A 19,459-nucleotide genomic window follows, 5' to 3' on the forward strand; every position below is an offset into this window, starting at 1 on the left:
CATTTCGCAGGGTCTCCTGTAAACGTTCGGGCACACGTAGTGTCATTTCGCAGGGTCTCCTGTAAACGTTCGGGCACACGTCGTGTCATTTCGCAGGGTCTCCTGTAAACGTTCGGACACACGTCGTGTCACGTCGGAGCCCTTCTCCGAACCTCGGGACACACGTGGTGCCATCCCCCGCAGCCTGGCGGCGGTCCTCCCACCTCCCCACGGCTCCACCGCCCCCCTGCTCCCCGCGGGGCCCGCGCGGCGAGGTCTCCGGCGGCCTCACCGAGCGCCCGGCGCCGGGATCTGGCCTCCTCGCGTGTGCTCCGTGTGATACTCGCCGTCCCGATGAAACCCGGGGACATCGTCGCCGACCGCTTTCTGATCGAGCGCCTCGCCGGGTCGGGCGGGATGGGCTCCGTCTACCGCGCCCTCGACAGGCACACCGGCGAGACCGCCGCGCTCAAGGTCATGTCGGGCCGCGGCCTCGAGCACGGCGAGCGCTTCGCCCGCGAGGCGCAGGTCCTGGCCGAGCTGCGGCACCCGGGCATCGTCCGGTACATCGCGCAGGGCGCCACCGAGAGCGGGGAGCCGTGGCTCGCGCTGGAGTGGCTCGAGGGCGAGAGCCTCGCCGACCGGCTGCGCCGGCGCGGGCTCACCGTCAGCGAGAGCGTCACGCTCGGCCTCCGGATCGCCGAGGCCCTCGCCGAGGCCCACCGCAACAACATCGTCCACCGCGACCTCAAGCCGAGCAACCTCTACCTCGTCGACAAGGCCGTCGAGCAGGTCAAGCTCCTCGACTTCGGCATCGCTCGCCTCACGTCGCTCGCGCCCCTCACCATGACCGGCGTCGTCATGGGCACGCCGTTCTACATGGCGCCCGAGCAGGCGCGCGGCGAGCGCGCCGTCGGGACCCCGGCCGACGTGTTCGCCCTCGGCTGCGTCCTGTTCCACTGCCTCACCGGACGCCCGCCGTTCGTCGGAGACGACATCCACGCCGCCCTCCTCCGCGTCGTGCTCGACGAGGCACCCCGCCTCCGCGACATGCGCGCCGACATCCCCGAGAGCGTCGACGCCGCCGTCGCCCACATGCTCACCAAGGATCCGCACCAGAGGCCCGCGAACGGCGCCGCCGTCGCCCTCGAGCTGCTCCGCGTGGGCGAGATCCACAGCTCCCCCCCGGCGCCCGTGAGCCGGCGCGCGAGCGCGCTCACCACCGGCGAGCGGCGGACGCTCTGCCTGATGCTCGCCCGCATGGGGCCGCCCGAAGCACCGTCGTGGCAAGGGCCCACCATGCCGATGACCCTCCCGATGACCCTGCCCCTCGCGCGCACCGTCCCGGAGGACGAGGTGAAGCGCGTGGCCACGCGCTTCGGCGGGACCCTCCAGACCCTGCCAACGTTGACCGACGGGCTCCTGCTCATCACGCTCGAGGGGCGCGGCCTCATCACCGACCAGGCGGCGCGCGCGGCGCGGTGCGCGATCGAGGTGCGAGACCTCCTGCCCGGCGTGCAGATGGCCCTCGTCGCCGGCCGCGGCTCCGCGGACGACCGGCTCCCGATGGGGCCCACCATCGACCGCGCCGTGCGGCTGCTCGACCGCGCCGACGGCGGCTCCATCCGCCTCGACGAGGTGATGGCCGGCCTGCTCGACGCGCGCTTCGACGTGGACGGCGACGCGACAGGCCTCGTGCTCCGCGCCGAGCGCGACCTCGTCGAGGCGGCGCGCACGCTGCTCGGGCGGACGACGCCGTTCGTGGGGCGCGACCACGAGCTCGCCATCCTCGACGCCGTGCTCGACGAGTGCGTCTCCGAGCCGACCGCGCGCGCCGTGGTGATCACCGCGCCCGCGGGGCTCGGCAAGAGCCGGCTGCGCTACGAGTTCCTCCGCCGCGTCGAGGAGCGCGAGGAGCGCGTGCAGGTCTGGCTCGGCCACGCCGACCCGATGAGCGCCGGATCGCCGTTCGGGATGCTGCGCCAGATGCTCCGCCGCGAGGCCGGGCTCTCCGGCGGCGAGCCGCAGGAGGTCCAGGAGCAGCGCCTGCGCGCCCGCGTCGGCCGCACCCTCAGCGGCGGCGACCTCGCCCGCGTGACCGAGTTCCTCGGCGAGGTGGCGCGGATCCGCTTCTCCGACGAGGGGCGGGTCGAGCTGCGCGCCGCGCGGAGCGACCCGATGCTCATGGGCGACCAGATCCGCCGCGCCTGGGAGGACTTCGTGCTCGCCGAGTGCCGCGCCGAGCCGGTGCTCCTCGTGCTCGAGGACCTGCAGTGGGGCGACGTGCCCACCGTGAAGCTCATCGACGCGGCGCTCGCCCTCCGGGACCAGCCGCTCATGGTGCTCGCGCTCGCGCGGCCTGAGGTCGAGGCCGTCTTCCCGAAGGTGTGGGTCTCGCGCGGCGTGCAGGAGATCCGGCTGCGCGAGATCGGGCGCCGGGGGAGCGAGCGCCTCGTGCGCGAGGTGCTCGGCGACGCCGTGACGCCCGACCTCTGCGCGCGGCTGTGCGAGCGCGCCGGGGGCAACGCGTTCTACCTGGAAGAGCTCATCCGCGCCGCGGCGTCGGGGCGCACCGAGGCGCTGCCCGAGACCGTGCTGTCCATGGTGCAGGCCCGCCTGGAGTCGCTCGACGTCGAGGCGCGGCGGGTCCTCCGGGCGGCGAGCGTCTTCGGCCAGAAGTTCTGGCGCGGGGGGCTGATGGCGCTGCTCGGCGGCGAGCGCCGGGCCCCGCAGGTGGACGGGTGGCTCGCCGTGCTGGTCGATCGCGAGCTCATCGCGCGGCGGGGCGAGGGGAAGTTCCGGGGCGAGGACGAGTACGCGTTCCGGCACGCGCTCGTGCGCGAGGCGGCGTACGCGACGCTGACGGACGGGGACCGCGCGCTCGGCCACCTGCTCGCCGGCGAGTGGCTGGAGGCCGCGGACGAGCGCGACGCGGCGCTCCTGGCCGACCACTTCGCGCGCGGCGGCGACGCCGAGCGGGCGGTCATCTGGTTCCGGCGCGCGGCGGAGCAGGCGCTCGGGGCGAACGACTTCCGCGCCGCCATCCAGCGCGCCGAGCAGGGCGTCGCGAGCGCCGACGCGGACGGCGAGCTCTTCGCGGCGCTGCGCCTCGTCCAGGCCGAGGCGCACAAGTGGCTCGGCGAGGCCGCCGACGCCGAGCGGTGCGCCGTCATGGCGATGAAGGACTTCCCCAGGAAGAGCGCGCTCTGGTACGCGGCGGCCGCGGAGGCGGCGTCGATGCGCGTGCGCCTCGGCATGGGCGAGCGGCTCGCGGACCTCGTCGAGGAGCTCCGGGGCGGCAGGCCGAGCGGCGGGGAGCGCGGCGGCGCGCCGGACCTGCTCGACGAGGCGACCGGCGCCTCGGTGAGCGCGCTGGCGCGCATCGCCGGGTCGCTCCTGCACGGGGGCCAGTACGCCGCGGCGGAGGAGATCGTGCAGGAGCTCGCGCGGGTGGCGATGCCGCTCGCCGAGCGCGACGCGGCGGTGGCCGCGCGCATCCACGCGCTCCGGGCGTCGCGGGCGCTCTGCTACGGCGATCCGGCGGCGTCGCTCGAGTGCACCGAGCAGAGCATCCCGGCGTACCTCCAGACCGGGGACATCAGGAACGCGTGCCTGAGCCGGGTGAACGCGGCGCACTGCCTCGTGCAGCTCGGGGCGTACGGCCGCGCCGAGGCGGAGCTGCGCGACGCGCTCGCCGAGGCGGAGCGGCTGGGGCTCTACAACGTGGCGGCGTTCGCGAAGCAGAACCTGGGGCTGCTCTGGATCCAGCAGGGCGATCTCGGCGCGGCGCGCGCGGTCACGGCCGAGGCGGTGGAGGCGTTCGCGGCCCAGGCGAACCGGCGGCAGGAGGCGCGGTCGCGCGCGTACCTCGCGGCGATCCTGACCCGGCTCGGCCACCTCGAGGCGGCGGACAACGAGGCGGGCGCGGCCGTGGCGATGCTGGCGCACGTGCCGACCCTCCAGGCGCTCGCGCTCTCGGTGCGCGCGCGGGTGCTGCTCGAGCAGGGCCGCGCCCACGAGGCGCTGGAGGCGGCGCGGCGCGGGCTCGGGCTGCTCGTGTCGGTCGGCGGGACCGAGGAGGGCGAGGCGCAGATCCGGCTCGTGTACGCCGAGTCGCTCCGGGCCTCCGGCCACGACGAGGCGGCGCGCGAGGCGATCGCGGTGGCGATGCAGCGGCTCGTCGCGCGGGCGCAGCGCATCCACGACCCGGCGCGGCGGCAGAGCTTCTGCCAGGCCGTGCCGGAGAACGCCAAGACGTTCGCGCTGGCGGCGCTCTGGCAGCAAGAGGTGGAGCCTACCTTGCAATGAACTGAAGGGGACTGAAGGCGACTGAAGGCGAGTGAAGGCGAGTGAAGGCGAAGGCGTCGAGTCGCGGCCCGCGCGCGGCGCCGTGGCAAGGCGAGCTCGCTCGTGCGCCTCGCGCTGTGGCCGGACGGAGCGCCGCGGTCAGCGGTCGTGTCCGCTGACCGCCTGCGCTGGAAACGCCGTGATGTGGAGTTCCTTCACGACTCCTCCGTTGCCGCCCGCGGGCGTGCGCACGACGGCGTCCCGGCTGCCGCAGCTTGACTGTGGGTCGGAGGTCCGAAAGAATCCTCGGTCGGGTTATGTATTCAATGCTCTTCCGGAATGTGCTCTTTCCCCTTTACGAGACGAAACTCCGAAGGAGGGCGACGCTGACGTATTTCGAGGAGCTGCAGCGGTCCCAGTGGCGGCCGGAGGGCGAGCTGCGGGAGCTCAACTGGCGCAAGATGCTGGCGACCCTCCGCTTCGCCGAGCAGAACGTGCCCTTTTACCGGCGACGCTTCGCCGAGCACGGGGTGCGGGTCAAGGACGTGCATGCGCCGGGCGATCTCGTGCGTTTTCCGATCCTGACCAAGGCGGATCTACGCGCACACGGCGACGAGCTCATCGCCGAGGGGTGGAAAGGCAAGCTCTTCCGGAGCGGTACGGGCGGATCTACCGGGGAGCCGGCACGGTTCTTTTACGATCACACGACCTACGAGTGTCGTCAGGCCGCCGCCCTGCGCGCTGACGCGTGGGCCGGCGGTCGGATCGGGGACAAGGAGCTGTACATCTGGGGCATTCCGACCCACGAGCCCCGCTGGAAGAAGGTGAAGCGCACGCTGCACGAGGCGTTCCTCCGGAAGAAGACGGTCAGCGCGTGGAACCTGGCGGAGGCCCGGCTCGCGGGCGTGGTGGACGAGATCCTCCGCTACCAGCCCAACCTCGTTGTCGGCTACACGAGCCCGCTTTATTACACGGCGCGCTACGCGCTCGAGACGGGGCGCAGGCTGCCCACGCCGAAGGGGATCATCGCGACGGCGGAGCGGCTCTTCCCTCACCAGCGCGAGGTCATCGAGAAGGCGTTCCAGGCGCCTGTCTACGATCGCTACGGCTGCAGGGAGATGATGCTGATCGGCGCGGAGTGCGAGCGCCGCGAGGGCAAGCACCTCAACGTCGAGAACGTCTTCGTCGAGGTCCAGTGCGGCGATCGGCTCGCGCGGCCCGGCGAGCCGGGCGAGGTGATCCTGACCGACCTCCTGTGCCGGTCGATGCCGCTCATCCGCTACAAGAACGAGGACGTGGTGATCGCGGCGGACAGGTCCTGCTCGTGCGGCCGCGGGCTGCCGCTGCTCGCCTCGGTCGAGGGGCGGGTGCTCGACATGATCGTCGGGCCGGAGGGCCAGCTCCTGTCGGCCGTGTTCTTCCCCTACTTCTTCAAGGACAACCCGACGGTGGAGCGGTATCAGGTCCACCAGGACAAGTCGCGGGCGATCACGGTCCGGATCGTCCCCGGCGAGAGCTACAGGGCGGAGACGTCGGAGGCCATCCAGCGCGATCTGCGCCAGTTCCTGGGCGAGCGGGCGGACATCCGGGTCCAGCTCGTCGACGAGATCCCGGTCACCTCGGGCGGGAAGTTCCGCTTCACCGTGTCCGAGGTGCCGATCGAGTTCGGCAGCGGGGCCGCGGCGTGAACGGTGTTCCCGAGGTCCGGCCGGCGCGGGGCGTGGGACCGCGCGCCGCGCCGGGTCAGCCCGCGAAGGTCGCCCACGTCGTGCTGTCGCTCAACGTGGGCGGGCTCGAGCGGGTGGTGCTGCGGCTGCTCGAGCGGACGGCGCGCGACCGGTTCGCGCCGGTCGTGTGCGCGCTCCACGAGCCCGGCGCGCTGGCCGAGGAGCTCGCGCGGCTCGACGTGCCGCTCGTTGTGCTCGCGCGCAGGCCGGGCCTCGACCCGGGGCTGCCGGTGCGGCTGTCGGCGTGGCTGCGGCGCGAGGGGATCCGGCTTGTCCACACGCACAACCCGGGGCCGCACCTCTACGGCGCGCTGGCGGCGGGGCTCGCGCGGGCCGTGAGCTTGCCGGGCGGCGGCGGGCCGCGCGTCATCCACACGAAGCACGGGCGCAACTACCCGAAGCAGAGGCGGAAGGTGCTCGTCAACCGGCTGGCCGCGGCGCTGACGGACCGGGTGGTGGCGGTGAGCGACGACGCCCGCGCTGTCGCGCTCGAGGTGGAGCGGGTCGATCCGGCGAAGGTGGTGACGATCCTGAACGGCGTGGACACGGACGTGTTCCGGCCGGGCGACGCGGGCGCGGCGCGGGCGCGGCTCGGGGCGCCGGCGTCGGGCTACCACGTGGGGTGCGTCGCGCGGCTGTCGCCCGAGAAGGACCACGCGACGCTGCTCGCGGCGTTCGTGCGGCTCCGCGCGGTGCGGCCGGACGCGCACCTCTCGCTGATCGGCGACGGCCCGCTCCGGCCGGCGCTCGAGCAGCAGGCGGCGCGGCTCGGGCTCGGCGGTGCGGTCACGTTCACGGGGACGCGCGGCGACGTGGCGGAGCTGCTCCCGGCCTTCGACGTGTTCGCGCTCGCGTCGCTGACCGAGGGGATCTCGCTGACGCTGATCGAGGCGGCGGCGGTGGGGGTGCCGATCGTCGCGACGCGGGTGGGGGGCAACCCGGAGATCGTCGAGGAGGGCGAGACGGGGCTGCTCGTGGCGCCGGGCGCGCCGGAGACGCTGGCGGGAGCGCTCGAGGCGGTCGCGGTGCGGGGAGACCGCGCCGCGATGGGGATGCGGGGGCGGGCGCGGGTGGTCGAGCGGTTCGGGGTGGACCGGATGGTCCGGGCGTACGAAGAGCTGTATGCCGAGGTGCTCGGGGGGTAGCTCCCGCGGAACACGACAGCGAGCGTCTGATTTATAGGTGAACGCCCGGGTTCGGTTTCGTCCCCGCGGCACGCAGTCGCTGGTGGTGCTGTGCCACGGCTCGCCGTCGAGGCTGGTGATTGCCGTCGTCGCCGCAGGCGCGGGACCCAGGAGGGGCGACGTTGCGGACGCCATGCACACGGGATGCCTTGTCGGTCGTGCTCCACGGCCCGCGGGACGTCTTGTCCGGCGACGCGGCGCGGAGTAGCGTCCGCCACGCTCAGGAGGGAACCGTATGAGACCTCTGCGCGTCGCCGTGCTCGTTCCGCTCGTCGTCGGCTGCTCGATCATGGACCCAGAAGATCGCGCGGAGCTGAGACGTCAGATTGCGGCGATGCCGCACGACAGCCTGATGGAGATGAAGCGCTGGACCATGAACGAGCTGGCGAAGGAATGGTTGGAGACAAGGGACAAGAACGACCAGGTGGGCAAGGTAATCTGCCGCGACAACGAGGGCGGGCTATGGAGCGGTTGGTACGACCGCCCGCATCAGTTTATGACTGTTCGTGATATGATCAAGTGTCTTACGGAAAAGCCCGATTTGCCGTCGTACATTTTTTGCGCTGAGGAGTTTGCGCGCTACGTCGTGCCTTCCGCGCAGGGCGAAATCAAGGATCTGTTGCCCGCGTACACCGACATCGAGTGCAAGTATGTATGGGATTTCCGATACGAGCCCGAGAAGGTGGATCCGAAGATCGTCGATATAGATGCGATCGAATCGGATGATATCATCCAAGCCATGATCGCCCTTCCGGGGCCGCCTCCAGGGTGGGCTATTCCTCGGTTCGCGCCGCTCCTCTGCCCGCTCGGCGCAGGGGAGGGCTGGGGATGCCCTCCCAGACCGTCCGACTCGTTCCCTACGGGCGGAGAGCCCACAGACCCTCCTGGCGGGGATCAACCGTGAAACGGTATCTCGTCGCGCGCGAGGCGGGCAATGGGTCGGTCATGTTCAGGACCAAGGACCCACGAAAATGGAAGTCCTACCTCCAGAACCTGGGCGAGGTGTGCGGCACGGCATGGCGAGACGATCTGTCAGAGGAGGAGGAGCGCGCGTGGGCCGAGGCGCACCGGAAAGAGTTCCACCACTGGGTCGACGGCAGAGCCGCCCCGCCGTGGCCGATGCTGATCGCCGCCGTGAAGCGGGCGTTCGTTGCCGGCTATGGGGCTCTCGAGCGAAAGCCCACCACGGAGGCCGAGGCGCTCGCGCGCCTGGACAGGACCTATCTCTGGAAGCTGCTGACGGCCGAGGATGTGGCCCAGGGCCACGGCCCCGAGGCGCTCCGCGCCTTCCAGCGGGGCTTCCGGCTGGGACGAAGCGAGAGACCCTTCTCCACGAAGAGGAACATCCCCCGGATGGTGGATCCTCCCTATCACTGGTACCGCCAGCAGGCGGAGGCGAACTTGCTGGGCCCGAGCGCAGAACGCGAGCGAGCCCTCGTGGCCGCATGGCGCGCGAGCGGCGCGAGTCGCGAGGACGTGGAGGCGAGCCAGCGAGCACTGCGCGAGCTCCACGCGAGCGCCTGGCGCAAGGATGTGCCTGAGGAGGATCGCGCGTGGGCCGAGGCGTACCGCGAGACGTGCGCGCACTGGGTCACCGTCCACCGGCGCAGCGCGGTGGCGCAGAGCGCCTACGAGGCCTATCTCCGGAGCAGCGACGGAATCCTCGACGGGGAGCCTGCGCCCCCTTGGTCGAAGCGGCGCCACCGCGACTCGGAACCGTGGCGGTTCGTTGCAGATCGCGTCGAGGACGCGCCCGAGGACGAGAGCGAGCTCGCGACGGCCGAGGCGGCCGCGCGCGAGTACTGGGACGCGCGCTGGCGCGAGGCGCCGCCGTGGGACGGCGATCCGGACCAGGTCCACTGGCTCGCGGCGGTCCGCGCCGCGCGGACGACGTGGGCGGCGATGGCCGACCACCTCCCGAGGCCCTGGTAGCTTTACCCAAGACGCCCGTCGTCGTGGTCGTCGTGCTCCTGCCACCCGCCCGGCGGTCGTTTCACGAGGCCCTCACCTCTCGATCGCGTCCTTCGCTGTCGCGCTGTCGCGCGGTCGCGCTGTCGCGCTGTGCGCGTGGAGCGCAAGCACGCTGACCGCGTGCCGTTATTCCGATGGTTGCTGGGAAGCGCTGGACTGCGACCCCGATCTGGAGCCTCCGCCCGACCCGTGCAAGGGAGAGCCCGATACCGCGCCGGCGCTGGAGGAATGCGGGGTGTTCGTCAGCGCGTCGTCCGGCGACGACGGGAGCCCTGGCACGAAGGACGCGCCGGTGAAGACGTTGCAACACGCGATCGGGCTCGCCGCGCACGGACGAGGCGACGGCAAGCCGCCGACGCGGCGCGTGTACGCGTGCGGCGGGTCGTTCGAGGAGACGATCACGCTGCCTTCCGGGGTGGACCTCTGGGGCGCCCGTAGCTGTGCGAAGGGCGCGTGGTGGGACGCATGGTCGTACGTCGGGCCGGATGCGTCGACCGTCATCGCGCCGCCCGCGGGGATCCCGGTGGGCGCCCTCCCGGTCGTGACCGCGTGCGGCGACGGCATCGAGTCCACGGGCGGCTACGGGGGCGACGGCGGGCTCGAGGCGGGGAGCGACGGGGCGCCGGGGCAGCCGGAGCCGGCGGAGAATCCGGAGGGCACGGGCCGCGAGCGAGAAGGGTGGGTCGGTGTCCGGGGAACACCAAAATCGCTTGACGCCGTCCGTTTGCCCATGATGACTTGACAGGCAAGGGAGGTATTTCGTGGCAAAGTCCATCTCTTTCGATCCGACTCCATACCTGCGTCCTCCGAAGCTCGATGTGCGGCAGGCCGTCGCGCTCTCGATCGCGCTCCTCTCGGCGCTGCCCAGGGACGCGACCGGCGGCATGAAGCGCACGGCGCGCGCCGTGCGCAAGGCGACGCTCGCCATGACCAAGGCGTGGGACCAGAAGCGGCGCGCGGCCGGCGCCCCGAAGCCCGCGAGCAAGGCCAAGGCGGACCACCGTGTCGATACCGCCTGGGCCGCCCTGAAGATGCGCGTCGATGCCTGTGCCCTCTTGCCCGTCGACGCGCACCCGAGGGCCGAGCGAGCCAGGGAGATCTCGGGGGTGCTGTTCCCGGAAGGCCTCGAGTTCCTCACGCTCTCGATGGATCTCGAGTGGGCCGAGAGCAGCGCCCTCCTCAACCGGATCGCCGAGGACGACGCGCTCGGCAAGGACCTTGTCGCCATCACGGGCCCTGAGTTCTTGACCGAGGTGCGCGCCGCCCACGAGGCGTACGGCGAGGCCCTGGGGATCACGAAGGCGCACGAGACGCCGGCGGACGTGGCGGCCCTGCGCGAGCCGCTCCGGGAGCTCGTGGGCGCGATCGGCGATTACCTGCTTCAGGTCGTGGCCAGCGTCGATCGCGAGAGGCCGGAGACGGTCCAGCCGGCGCGCGCGGCGCTGGCCCCGCTGGACCGCCTGCGCCAGGCCGCCGCCCGGCGCGCGGCCGGCAAGAGCAGCAAGGGCGAGCCGGCCGAGGACGACGACGAGGCGCTCCCCGAGATCGAGCCCGACGCGCCGGTCCCGGACGTGCCGCAGTAGCCGCCGCGTTCGAAAGGAGCCTGCTGCGCCGCTCGCTCTTGCTCGTGGCGCCGCGGCAGCGCTCGCAGGCTGGGTGAGGGCCGGCGCATCGTGCTCCGCGCGGGGGCCAGTCCTTGTCCCTCACCCCGCGCGCCGCTCGCGTGCACGGGGCCTTGGACGACCTCGGATCCCTTCGGCTCGTTCAGGGGCACGGACTCGGAATATCTGCCCCTGTTCGGCTCAGCCGAGGTCAGAGGCTCGGCCGACTTTTGCGCCTTCAGTTTGTAGAAGGTTTCCGCCCCGTCCGACCCTGCCGGCCTTCAGTTTGTACAAGGCTGCGGCCTCGTCCGACCCTCGGCGTCTCGAACTTGTACAAGGTTCCGGTCTCGGTCGACCCCCGGGGTCTCGAAGTTGTACAAGGTTCCGGCCTCGGTCGACCCCCGGGGTCTCGAACTTGTACAAGGTTTTCGCCTCGGACGACCGTGCCTCCTTCAGGACGTCGGATCGAGCTTCACGCCCACGGTCCACGTGGCGCCACCCACGTCGTCCTTCACGGTCACACGCCCCGTGGCGACGTCGAGGTCGAACGCCGGATCGCCGCCGTTCGGGGTCGTGTTCCCGTCGTGGACGCGGACGACCTGGTCCCCCTCCACCGTGCACTCGGACACGCCGGTCGTGCCCGCGCCGTAGAGCACGCGGCCGCCGCACGCGAGGCGCGTGAGGCACTTGCCGCCTCGCGGGAGCGGCGAGACCTGCAGCGCGCACCTCGAGCCCGCCTTGGCCGGGCTCGGTCCCGTGGACTCGGTGACGCGCCCGGACCGGCGCAGCGCCATCCGGGTGACGTCGAGGAGCGGCTCCCCCGCGACGGGCGGGCTCTGGTAAGCCAGCATGAGCTCGACGCGGTACGCGGGCGCCGAGTCGCGCCAGACGGCGCCGGCCTTGCGGATGCTGTCGAGCGAGACCTCGGCCCGATCCCCGGCGCGCGAGCCCTTGTCCTCGTACGAGAGGGCATAAACCTGGGTGCCAGGCTCCGCGCCGGAGTCCTCCTCCACGCCGCTGCTGAACATCGACATGCCGTTGAGCGGATCGCGCGATCGATAGATCGGCTTCCCGCCGCAAACGACCTCGAGCGAGGGCACGCGGATGTCGTCGCCCGAGCTCGTGAGCTCCGCCTCGACGGTGCACCGTGCGCCGGCCGCGAGGGGGAGCCCCGTGGCGCGCGTGACGGCCGCGCTCCAGGTCGCGGTCGCGCGCCGCAACGGCCTCTCGGGCGCCGACGCGGCCGGCTCCGGCGGCGCCGGCGCGGGCGAAGGCGGCGCGGGGACAGGCTCGGCCGGCACGGCGGGGACCGGCCCCGGAACGTCGACGATCGCGTCCGACGCCGGCCGCATCAGCGCGTAGCCGGCGACCATGGCGCAGAGCCCCAGGCCCGCGAGCATCGCCAGGATCGGCACGGCCAGCGAGCGCCTCGGCCCCTCGCGCACCGCGTCGAGCTCGCGGCCGAGCTGGTCGAGCACGCGATGGGCCTCCGCCATCTGCCGCTCGATCTGCTCGACGCGCGCCGCCCGATCGTCGTCCCGGTGGCCCTCGAGCTCCTTCCTGGCCGCCGCGAGCTGCTCCTCGAGGCTGTCGACGCGCCCGCGCAGCGCGTCCCGTTCGTCGCGGTACCGCATCGCCCCACGATAGCACCGGGCTGCTCGCCCGATGGGGCAGCTCGCCCGATGCTCGGGCGCCCCCGAGAGCCTCGCGCCAGCGCCGCGGGCGACGGCGGCCGGAACGCAGGCGGCGCGTGGGCTCGCCATGTCCGCGGTCTGACGGTTCGCTCCGGATTCAGCGGCAGAACGCCAGAGTTCTCGCCCGGGGGGCCGGTGCAGCGTGTACCCTGGGGGGGCCCACAGAAGTCTTGGGAAGGGCGACCAGGTCGTGGAGCAGGAGGCCGTCGGAAATGGGTCAGGGTCGCCAGGGCAGGGGGGTGCCGTTGCCGGAGCAGTGGGGCGAGCTGCCCGGCGCCGCGGGGCGGCAGGCCAGGGGAAAGGCCGCCGGCCCCGAGGCGCGCCAGGCCGAGATCCAGCGCGGAGCGGCCAGCCCCCGCACCATCGGCGTCGTCGCCCCCTTCCTCTCCGGCGCGTTCTGGGGCCCTGTCATGATAGGCATTCATGCGTCGGCCCAGCAGCGCGGCCATCGCACGCTTGTGCTGCGCGGCACGCCGTCCGAGGTCCAGGCGCCCTCGCTCGCCAGGGAGCAGGTGGACGGGTGGATCGTCATCATCGAGTACGGGGGCCTCGAGGAGCTCGCCCGCGCGGGGGTCCCGTTCATCACCCTCGGCGCCCGCCCCGCCGACATCGCCTGTCCTGCCGTGCTCCCGGACAACCACGGCGGCGTCCGGAGCGCGGTGCTCCACCTGATCGAGCACGGGCACCGGCGCATCGCGTTCGTCGGCAGCTTCGACGCGTACGACGTGCGCGAGCGCCGCGACGCCTACAAGGACACGCTCGCCGAGGCGGGGATCCCCCTGGATCCCGATCTGGTCATCCCGTGCGATAACAACATGTACAGCGGAGGCCGCGCCGCCGCGCCGGCGCTCCTCGCGCAGCTGCCCGCGTGCACGGCGGCGGTCTTCGGGACCGACAAGAACGCGCTCGGGATGATGTCCGAGCTCAAGGCGGCCGGCGTCCGCATCCCCGAGGATCTGGCGATCATCGGCTTCGACGACGTCGTGGAGGCGCAGAGCGCCGACCCGCCGCTGACCACCGTGCGCCAGCGGTTCGAGATGATGGGGAGCGCCGCGTGCGATCTCATGGCGTCGATGATCGACGGCGAGCCCTTCCCGGCCGAGGGCGTGCGCACGGCGAACGCGCTGATCCTGCGGAGCTCGTGCGGATGCAATGTGATCCAGAACTTCCTCGACGCGGAGGACGCGGCGCCCGAGGAGGACGCCGGCAGGGTCGTGGCCCGGCAGATGGTCGAGCTGCTGATGCTGCCCCGGCCGCTCCCGCCCGAGCTGCCGCCAACGGCGGTATGGCCGGCGGTCACGCGGGTTGTCGACATGTATTTCTCGGTGCTCCGCGGCGCGGCGCCGGCGCCGGCCGCCGAGCTCGAGCGGGCCTATCGGCAGGCCGTCGACATCACGCCCGATGTGGGGGCGCTGCTGGCGACGGCGCGGCTGCTGGGCCAGCTCCCCGAGCGGCGCGGCGCGACCCTGGACGCCGCGGCCAGGCGGCGGGTGGACGACTTCCTGGAGCTCGCGCGCCTCGCGATCGCGCGGGCCCGGCTCGAGGCCGAGACCCGGTATCTCCACCAGCTCGGGGTGCTCGCGAGGACCAATTACGAGGTGAGCTTTGCCCTGCTCGGCGGCACCGAGCAGGAATACAGGTCGCTCTCGTGGCTCGAGACGACCACGGTGGTCTGGGGCTGCCTCGCCCTGTGGGAGGACCCGGCGGCGCGCACGGACCTCGTCGTCGCCGGCGCCTACAGCCGCGACGGCAGCCCGGTCCCCCCGGACGGCAGCCGCTGTCGGCTGGAGGCGTTTCCGCCGGCGGAGATGCTGCCGCCGTCGGCCAACGACGGCACGCACATGGTGATGCTGCTGCCGATACGCTCCGCCCGGCGCGACTGGGGGATCCTGGCGCTCGTCGGCTCGACCATCGTCGCGATGACCGGGGACGAGGGCACGGTGGCGATCTGGGGGACGCTGCTCGGCGCGGCGCTGGAGCGGGACGCGCTGCTTGAATCGCTGTCGGCGCGGCACGCGGATCTGCAGAAGGCGTACGGGATCGAGCGCGCGCTGTCGGAGACGGTGCGAGAGCTGGGCTGTCCGGTCATCCCGCTGCTGCCCGGCGTGCTGCTCGTGCCGCTGGTCGGGATGATCGACGGCGACCGCGCCCAGCAGGTGCTCGAGAAGGTGTCCGGGGGGGTGAGCCGACACAGGGCGTTCTGCGTGCTGCTCGACCTGACGGGCGTCCCGTTCGTGGATGCCCAGGTCGCCCACACCCTGGGGATGATCAGCCGGGCGGCCGCGCTGCTCGGGGCGCGGGTCTATCTGGTCGGTGTGCGTCCCGACATCGCGATGAGCCTCGTCGGCGTCGACCTCGGCGCGCTGGCCACGTTCTCGTCGCTGTCGGCGGCGCTCCGCGAGCTCGGGCCGGCGGGCGGGCGCGCGCGCAAGGCGAAGCGGGGCGCGCGGTAGGGCCTCTTCGCGTTCCACACCGCGCTCCCGAGATCGGCTAGGGATCGATCGGGCCTCCGGACGAGGGGGCTCGGCTGGACGTGGGCAAGCCCGTCCGGGAGGGAGCGCGAGGATGGGTCAGGGGGGCCGGGACAGCGGCATCGTGGTGCCGGAGCAGTGGGGCGAGCGTCCCGGCGCCCAGGGACGAGGGACCGGCTCGTCGCTCCCGCCGGCGCGGCGCAGCGACGCCCCGGGGCCGGGCTCGTCGCTCCCGCCGGCGCGGCGCAGCGACGCCCCGGGGCCGGGCTCGTCGCTCCCGCCGGCGCGGCGCAGCGACGCCCCGGGGCCGGAGGAGGGCCCGGGACGAGGGGCCGGCTCCTCGCTGCCTCCGACGCGGCGCACCGGCGCCCCGCCGCTCCACGGCACGGCGGCCGGCGCGGCGGACCGCCCGCGCACGGTCGGCGTCATCTCCCCCTTCCTCGACGGCACGTTCTGGAGCCCTGTCCTGCAGGGCATCCATGCGTCGGCCCAGCAGCGCGGGTTCCGCACGCTGGTGCTGCGCGGCACGCCGTTCGAGGTCCATGCGCCGTCGCTCGCCGGGGAGCAGGTGGACGGGTGGATGGTCCTGATCGAGCTGCACGGCATCGAGGCGCTCGCGCGCGCGGGGGTCCCGCTCATCACGGTCGGCACCCGCGCCGCCGAGGTCGACTGCCCGGCCGTGCTCCCGGACAACCGCAGCGGCATGCGGAGCGCGGTGCGCCACCTGATCGAGCACGGACACCGGCGCATCGCGTTCGTCGGCCACTTCGACGCGTACGACGTGCGCGAGCGCTTCGCGTCCTACAAGGACACGCTCGCCGAGGCGGGGATCGCGTTCGATCCGGAGCTGGTCATCCGGAGCGACAACAACTGGTACAGCGGCGGCCAGGGCGCCGCGCCGGCGCTCCTCGCGCGGCTGCCCGCGTGCACGGCGGCGGTCTTCGGGACCGACAAGAACGCGCTCGGGATGATGCCCCTGCTGAAGGCGGCGGGCGTCCGCGTCCCCGAGGATCTCGCCCTCGTCGGCTTCGACGACATCGTGGAGGCGGAGGGCGTCGATCCGCCGCTGACCACCGTGCGCCAGCGGTTCGAGATGATGGGGAGCGCCGCGTGCGATCTCATCGCGTCGATGATCGACGGCGAGCGCTCCCCGCCGGCGAGCGTGCACACGGCGAACGTGCTCGTCGTGCGGAGCTCGTGCGGGTGCAACACGGTCCAGGACTTCCTCGACACGGAGGACGGGGCGCCCGAGGAGGACGCCGGCGTCCTCGCCCGGCGGATGGTCGAGCTCTTGCTCCTGCCCCGGTCGCTCCCGCCCGACACCCCGCCCACCGACGTGTGGCCGGCGGTCACGTCGGTGATCGACGGCTATTTCGCGGCGCTCCGTGGCGCCGCGCTGCCCTCGGCGGTCGAGCTCGCGTGTGCCTGCCGGCAGGCGGTCGGCATCACGACCGATGTGGGCACCTTGCTGGCGGCGGTCCGCCTGCTGGGCCAGCTCCCCGAGCGGCGCGGCGCGCCCCTGGACGCCGCGGCCAGGCGGCGGGTGGAGGCGTTCCTGGAGCTCGCGCGCCTCGCGATCGCGCGGGCCCGGATCGAGGCCGAGACGCAGTACGTCCAGCAGCTCGGGGTGCTCGCGAGGACCAACCACGACGTGAGCTTTGCCCTGCTCGGCGGCACCCAGCAGGCGTCGCGGTCGCTCTCGTGGCTCGAGACGACCACGGCGGTCTGGAGCTGCCTCGCCCTGTGGGAGGACCCGGCGGCGCGCACGGACCTCGTCGTCGCCGGCGCCTACAGCCGCGACGGCAGCCCGACCCCGCCGATCGGCAGCCGCTGTCGGCTGGAGGCGTTTCCGCCGGCGGACATGCTGCCGCCGTCGGCCAACGACGGCACGCACATGGTGCTGCTGCTGCCGATACGCTCCGCCCGGCGCGACTGGGGGATCCTTGTGCTCATCGGCCCGACCCCCGTCGACATGGCCGGGGACGAGGGCACGGTGGCGATCTGGGGGACGCTGCTCGGCGCGGCGCTGGAGCGGGACGCGCTGCTTGAATCGCTGTCGGCGCAGCACGCGGATCTGCAGAAGGCGTACGGGATCGAGCGCGCGCTGTCGGAGACGGTGCGGGAGCTGGGCTGTCCGCTCATCCCGCTGCTGCCCGGCGTGCTGCTCGTGCCGCTGGTCGGGATGATCGACGGCGACCGCGCGCGGCAGGTGCTCGAGAAGGTGTCCGAGGGGGTGAGCCGACACAGGGCGTTCTGCGTGCTGCTCGACCTGACGGGCGTCCCGTTCGTGGACGCCCAGGTCGCGGATACGCTGGGCATGACGAGCCGGGCGGCCGCGCTGCTCGGGGCGCGGGTCTATCTGGTCGGCGTGCGCCCCGAGATCGCGATGAGCCTCGTCGGCGTCGACCTCGGCGTTCTGGCCACGTTCTCGTCGCTGTCGGCGGCGCTCCGCGAGCTCGGGCCGGCGGGCGGGCGGGCGCGCAAGACGAAGCGGCGCGCGCGGTAGGACATCGTCGCGTTCGGTCGCGCTCACATGTGCCCGGAGAGAGTTCACATGAAGGCGGGAAGGCGGGAAGATCATCAAGATTTTCTTCCCGCCTTCATGGGATTCACTCCGGGGCCAATCAGGCACCACCGCGCGGCGAGGCGCCTTGACGTGCCGCGACGCGGCTGGCGTAGAATCGGTCGGTGCTCGCCGTGCACTGCCCGCGCTGCGGGCGACCTGCGCCTGTATCGCTCGCCAGCCCGGATCTGATGGCGTGCGCCGCGTGCTCCTACCGCGGCCCGCCGCCCGGGGAGGCGGCGCAGGGCCTGCGCGCCGCGGCGCACGTCGTCTTCCAGACCGATGTTCGCCGGCGCCAGCTCTCGGACGCGCTGCGCCGGATGCTTGTCACGGCGTCGCAACGGCACGCGCGGCTCCTCGTGGTGTTCGCGCTCGCGTCGGTGCCGATCACGGCGTTTGCGGCGCTCCTCCTGCTCGGGCTCTGGGTCAGCCCCGACACCGAGGGGAACCTTGTGACCGGCGGCATGGTGGTGGCGTCGTGGCTCGGCACGGTCGGGGCGGGCGCGGCCGTGCTCGTGCTCGTGCGCCGCAGGCAGCGGCGGATCGAGGAGGCGTGCGCGGCGCGTCCGCCGGCGGTCCCGGGCGAGCCGGCGGCGTGCCACGTGTGCGGCGCGCCGCTCGGCGGGGGCGACGGCGCGATCGCGCGCTGCGGCTTCTGCGCCGCCGACAACCTCGTCGCGCCGGCCGTCCTCGAGCGCGTGCGCGCGCGGCAGGTCGTGATCTTGCAATCGTTCGAGCAGGCCGTGAGCGCCGAGCTCGCCTCGTTCGGCCGGGCGACGTCCGGCGCCGCCGCGGCGGTCGTGGCGACCGCGCTGGTCGTCCCGGTCGCCGCGTTCGTCCTCACCATCGCCGCCGTCCTTGTGGGCGAATCGCGGCGGCTGCCGATCGACGCCACCGTGCGCTACGTCGTCGTCAGCACGCCGGTGGGGCCGTGTGTCGGGAAGATTGCATCAGAAACGGATGGCGGGTTGGCGGTGCGGTTCGGGGGGTTCCGGCGCGCGGAGCTGCCCGAGGAGCAGGCGATCGCGCCGGGGGTGCCGGTCGAGGCCGTGTCGCCGGGGTCTCTCGTTGGCCGCTTCGTGACGGCGAAGAAGGGGGCGGGGGTCGTCGAGGAGGTGTTCTTGTCGCCGCTCACGGGCAACACCGCCGAGGTCCAGCGCGAGGACGGGACGTCGTTCACGAGCAGCGTCGCCGGGCTTTGCCTGGGCGGCGAGCTGCCGAGGTAATCCGCGGTAATCCGCTTCCATTTCGTGCGGTCCTGTTTCGTGCGGTCCTGTTTCGTGGAGCGCCGTTTCGTGCAGTGCCGTTTCGTGGCCGTGTCGCGCAATGGAGCTCGAACGGTCGATTGCCGTTCATCGAGAGTCGCCATGCGCAATCTGTCGTGACGGCGCTGGTCGCAATGCCGGCGAAGCTTTCGGCGGTCGATCCTGCGCGGCGGTGCGGGGGCGCTCGGTGCGCTCGCCGCGTTGCGGTTGCGAGAAGTTAGTTGTTCCGTGCCGGCTCCCTCCACGTATAGTGGCGGTGGTTGGGTTGGGCGTAGTTGGAATTCACACCCGGTGGAGACAAGATGAGCCAAGGTGGCTGGGGCGGATCAGGGGGCGGTCAGGGCGGCGGTGGTTACGGCCAGCCGCCGGGTGGCGGCGGCTACGGTCCGCCGCCGGGGCAGCCGCCGGGAGGCGGGGGTTACGGCCAGCCGCCGGGGCAGCCGCCGGGTGGCGGAGGGTACGGGCAGCCGCCGGGTGGCGGAGGTTACGGCCAGCCGCCGGGGCAGCCGCCGGGTGGCGGAGGTTACGGCCAGCCGCCGGGGCAGCCGCCGGGTGGCGGGGGTTACGGCCAGCCGCCGGGGCAGCCGGGCGGGGGTTACGGCCAGCCGCCGGGGCAGCCGGGCGGGGGTTACGGCCAGCCGCCGGGGCAGCCGGGCGGGGGCGGTTACGGTCAGCCGCCGGGGCAGCCGCCGGGTGGCGGAGGGTACGGCCAGCCGC

11 protein-coding genes are annotated in these 19,459 nt (G+C 73.0%); 10 read left to right on the forward strand and 1 reads right to left on the reverse strand.

The window, feature by feature from the left end; genetic code table 11:
• Positions 1-333 precede the first annotated feature (333 nt).
• From WMF28_RS43000 to WMF28_RS43030, 7 genes are all read left to right on the forward strand, one after another.
• Entirely contained in the window at positions 334-4,287 is a 3,954-nt protein-coding gene (locus WMF28_RS43000; protein ID WP_437599557.1) for a protein kinase domain-containing protein, read from the forward strand.
• Positions 4,288-4,592: 305 nt separating this feature from the next.
• Positions 4,593-5,954, forward strand: coding sequence for a phenylacetate--CoA ligase family protein (locus tag WMF28_RS43005; RefSeq protein ID WP_437599558.1), 1,362 nt, complete (start codon positions 4,593-4,595; stop codon positions 5,952-5,954).
• Positions 5,951-7,138: a glycosyltransferase family 4 protein gene (locus WMF28_RS43010; protein ID WP_437599559.1), complete on the forward strand. Its 1,188-nt coding sequence runs from the start codon at positions 5,951-5,953 to the stop codon at positions 7,136-7,138. The genes WMF28_RS43005 and WMF28_RS43010 overlap by 4 nt, the downstream gene beginning before the upstream one ends.
• A 274-nt stretch (positions 7,139-7,412) precedes the next feature.
• On the forward strand, positions 7,413-8,081 hold the full coding sequence (locus WMF28_RS43015) for a hypothetical protein (protein ID WP_437599560.1): 669 nt from the start codon (positions 7,413-7,415) through the stop codon (positions 8,079-8,081).
• Complete coding sequence (locus WMF28_RS43020) at positions 8,078-9,109, forward strand: hypothetical protein (RefSeq protein ID WP_437599561.1); 1,032 nt, start codon at positions 8,078-8,080, stop codon at positions 9,107-9,109. Before WMF28_RS43015 ends, WMF28_RS43020 begins: the two co-directional genes overlap by 4 nt.
• Positions 9,110-9,383: 274 nt before the next feature.
• Entirely contained in the window at positions 9,384-9,890 is a 507-nt protein-coding gene (locus WMF28_RS43025; RefSeq protein ID WP_437599562.1) for a hypothetical protein, read from the forward strand.
• Between the two features lie 19 nt (positions 9,891-9,909).
• The gene (locus WMF28_RS43030) at positions 9,910-10,731 is read left to right on the forward strand and encodes a hypothetical protein (RefSeq protein ID WP_437599563.1); all 822 of its coding nucleotides are present in this window, start codon (positions 9,910-9,912) and stop codon (positions 10,729-10,731) included.
• A gap of 470 nt (positions 10,732-11,201) precedes the next feature.
• Here the strand turns inward: WMF28_RS43030 and WMF28_RS43035 are convergent, their stop codons facing one another.
• Positions 11,202-12,383: a hypothetical protein gene (locus WMF28_RS43035; RefSeq protein WP_437599564.1), complete on the reverse strand. Its 1,182-nt coding sequence runs from the start codon at positions 12,381-12,383 to the stop codon at positions 11,202-11,204.
• A gap of 272 nt (positions 12,384-12,655) precedes the next feature.
• Here WMF28_RS43035 and WMF28_RS43040 point away from each other — a divergent pair, with 272 nt between their 5' ends.
• The 3 genes from WMF28_RS43040 (at position 12,656) to WMF28_RS43050 (ending at position 18,703) form a co-directional block, all read left to right on the forward strand.
• Positions 12,656-14,896 (forward strand): substrate-binding domain-containing protein, encoded by a 2,241-nt coding sequence (locus tag WMF28_RS43040; RefSeq protein WP_437599565.1) that lies wholly within the window; start codon positions 12,656-12,658, stop codon positions 14,894-14,896.
• A 112-nt stretch (positions 14,897-15,008) separates the two neighbouring features.
• A complete protein-coding gene (locus tag WMF28_RS43045) occupies positions 15,009-17,420 on the forward strand; it encodes a substrate-binding domain-containing protein (protein ID WP_437599566.1) in 2,412 nt (803 codons plus the stop codon).
• A gap of 182 nt (positions 17,421-17,602) precedes the next feature.
• Positions 17,603-18,703, forward strand: a complete 1,101-nt coding sequence (locus WMF28_RS43050) for a hypothetical protein (RefSeq protein WP_437599567.1) — start codon at positions 17,603-17,605, stop codon at positions 18,701-18,703.
• The last annotated feature ends 756 nt before the right edge of the window (positions 18,704-19,459 follow it).

Source organism: Sorangium sp. So ce590, from assembly GCF_051521365.1.
Classification (GTDB): Bacteria; Myxococcota_A; Polyangia; order Polyangiales; family Polyangiaceae; genus Sorangium.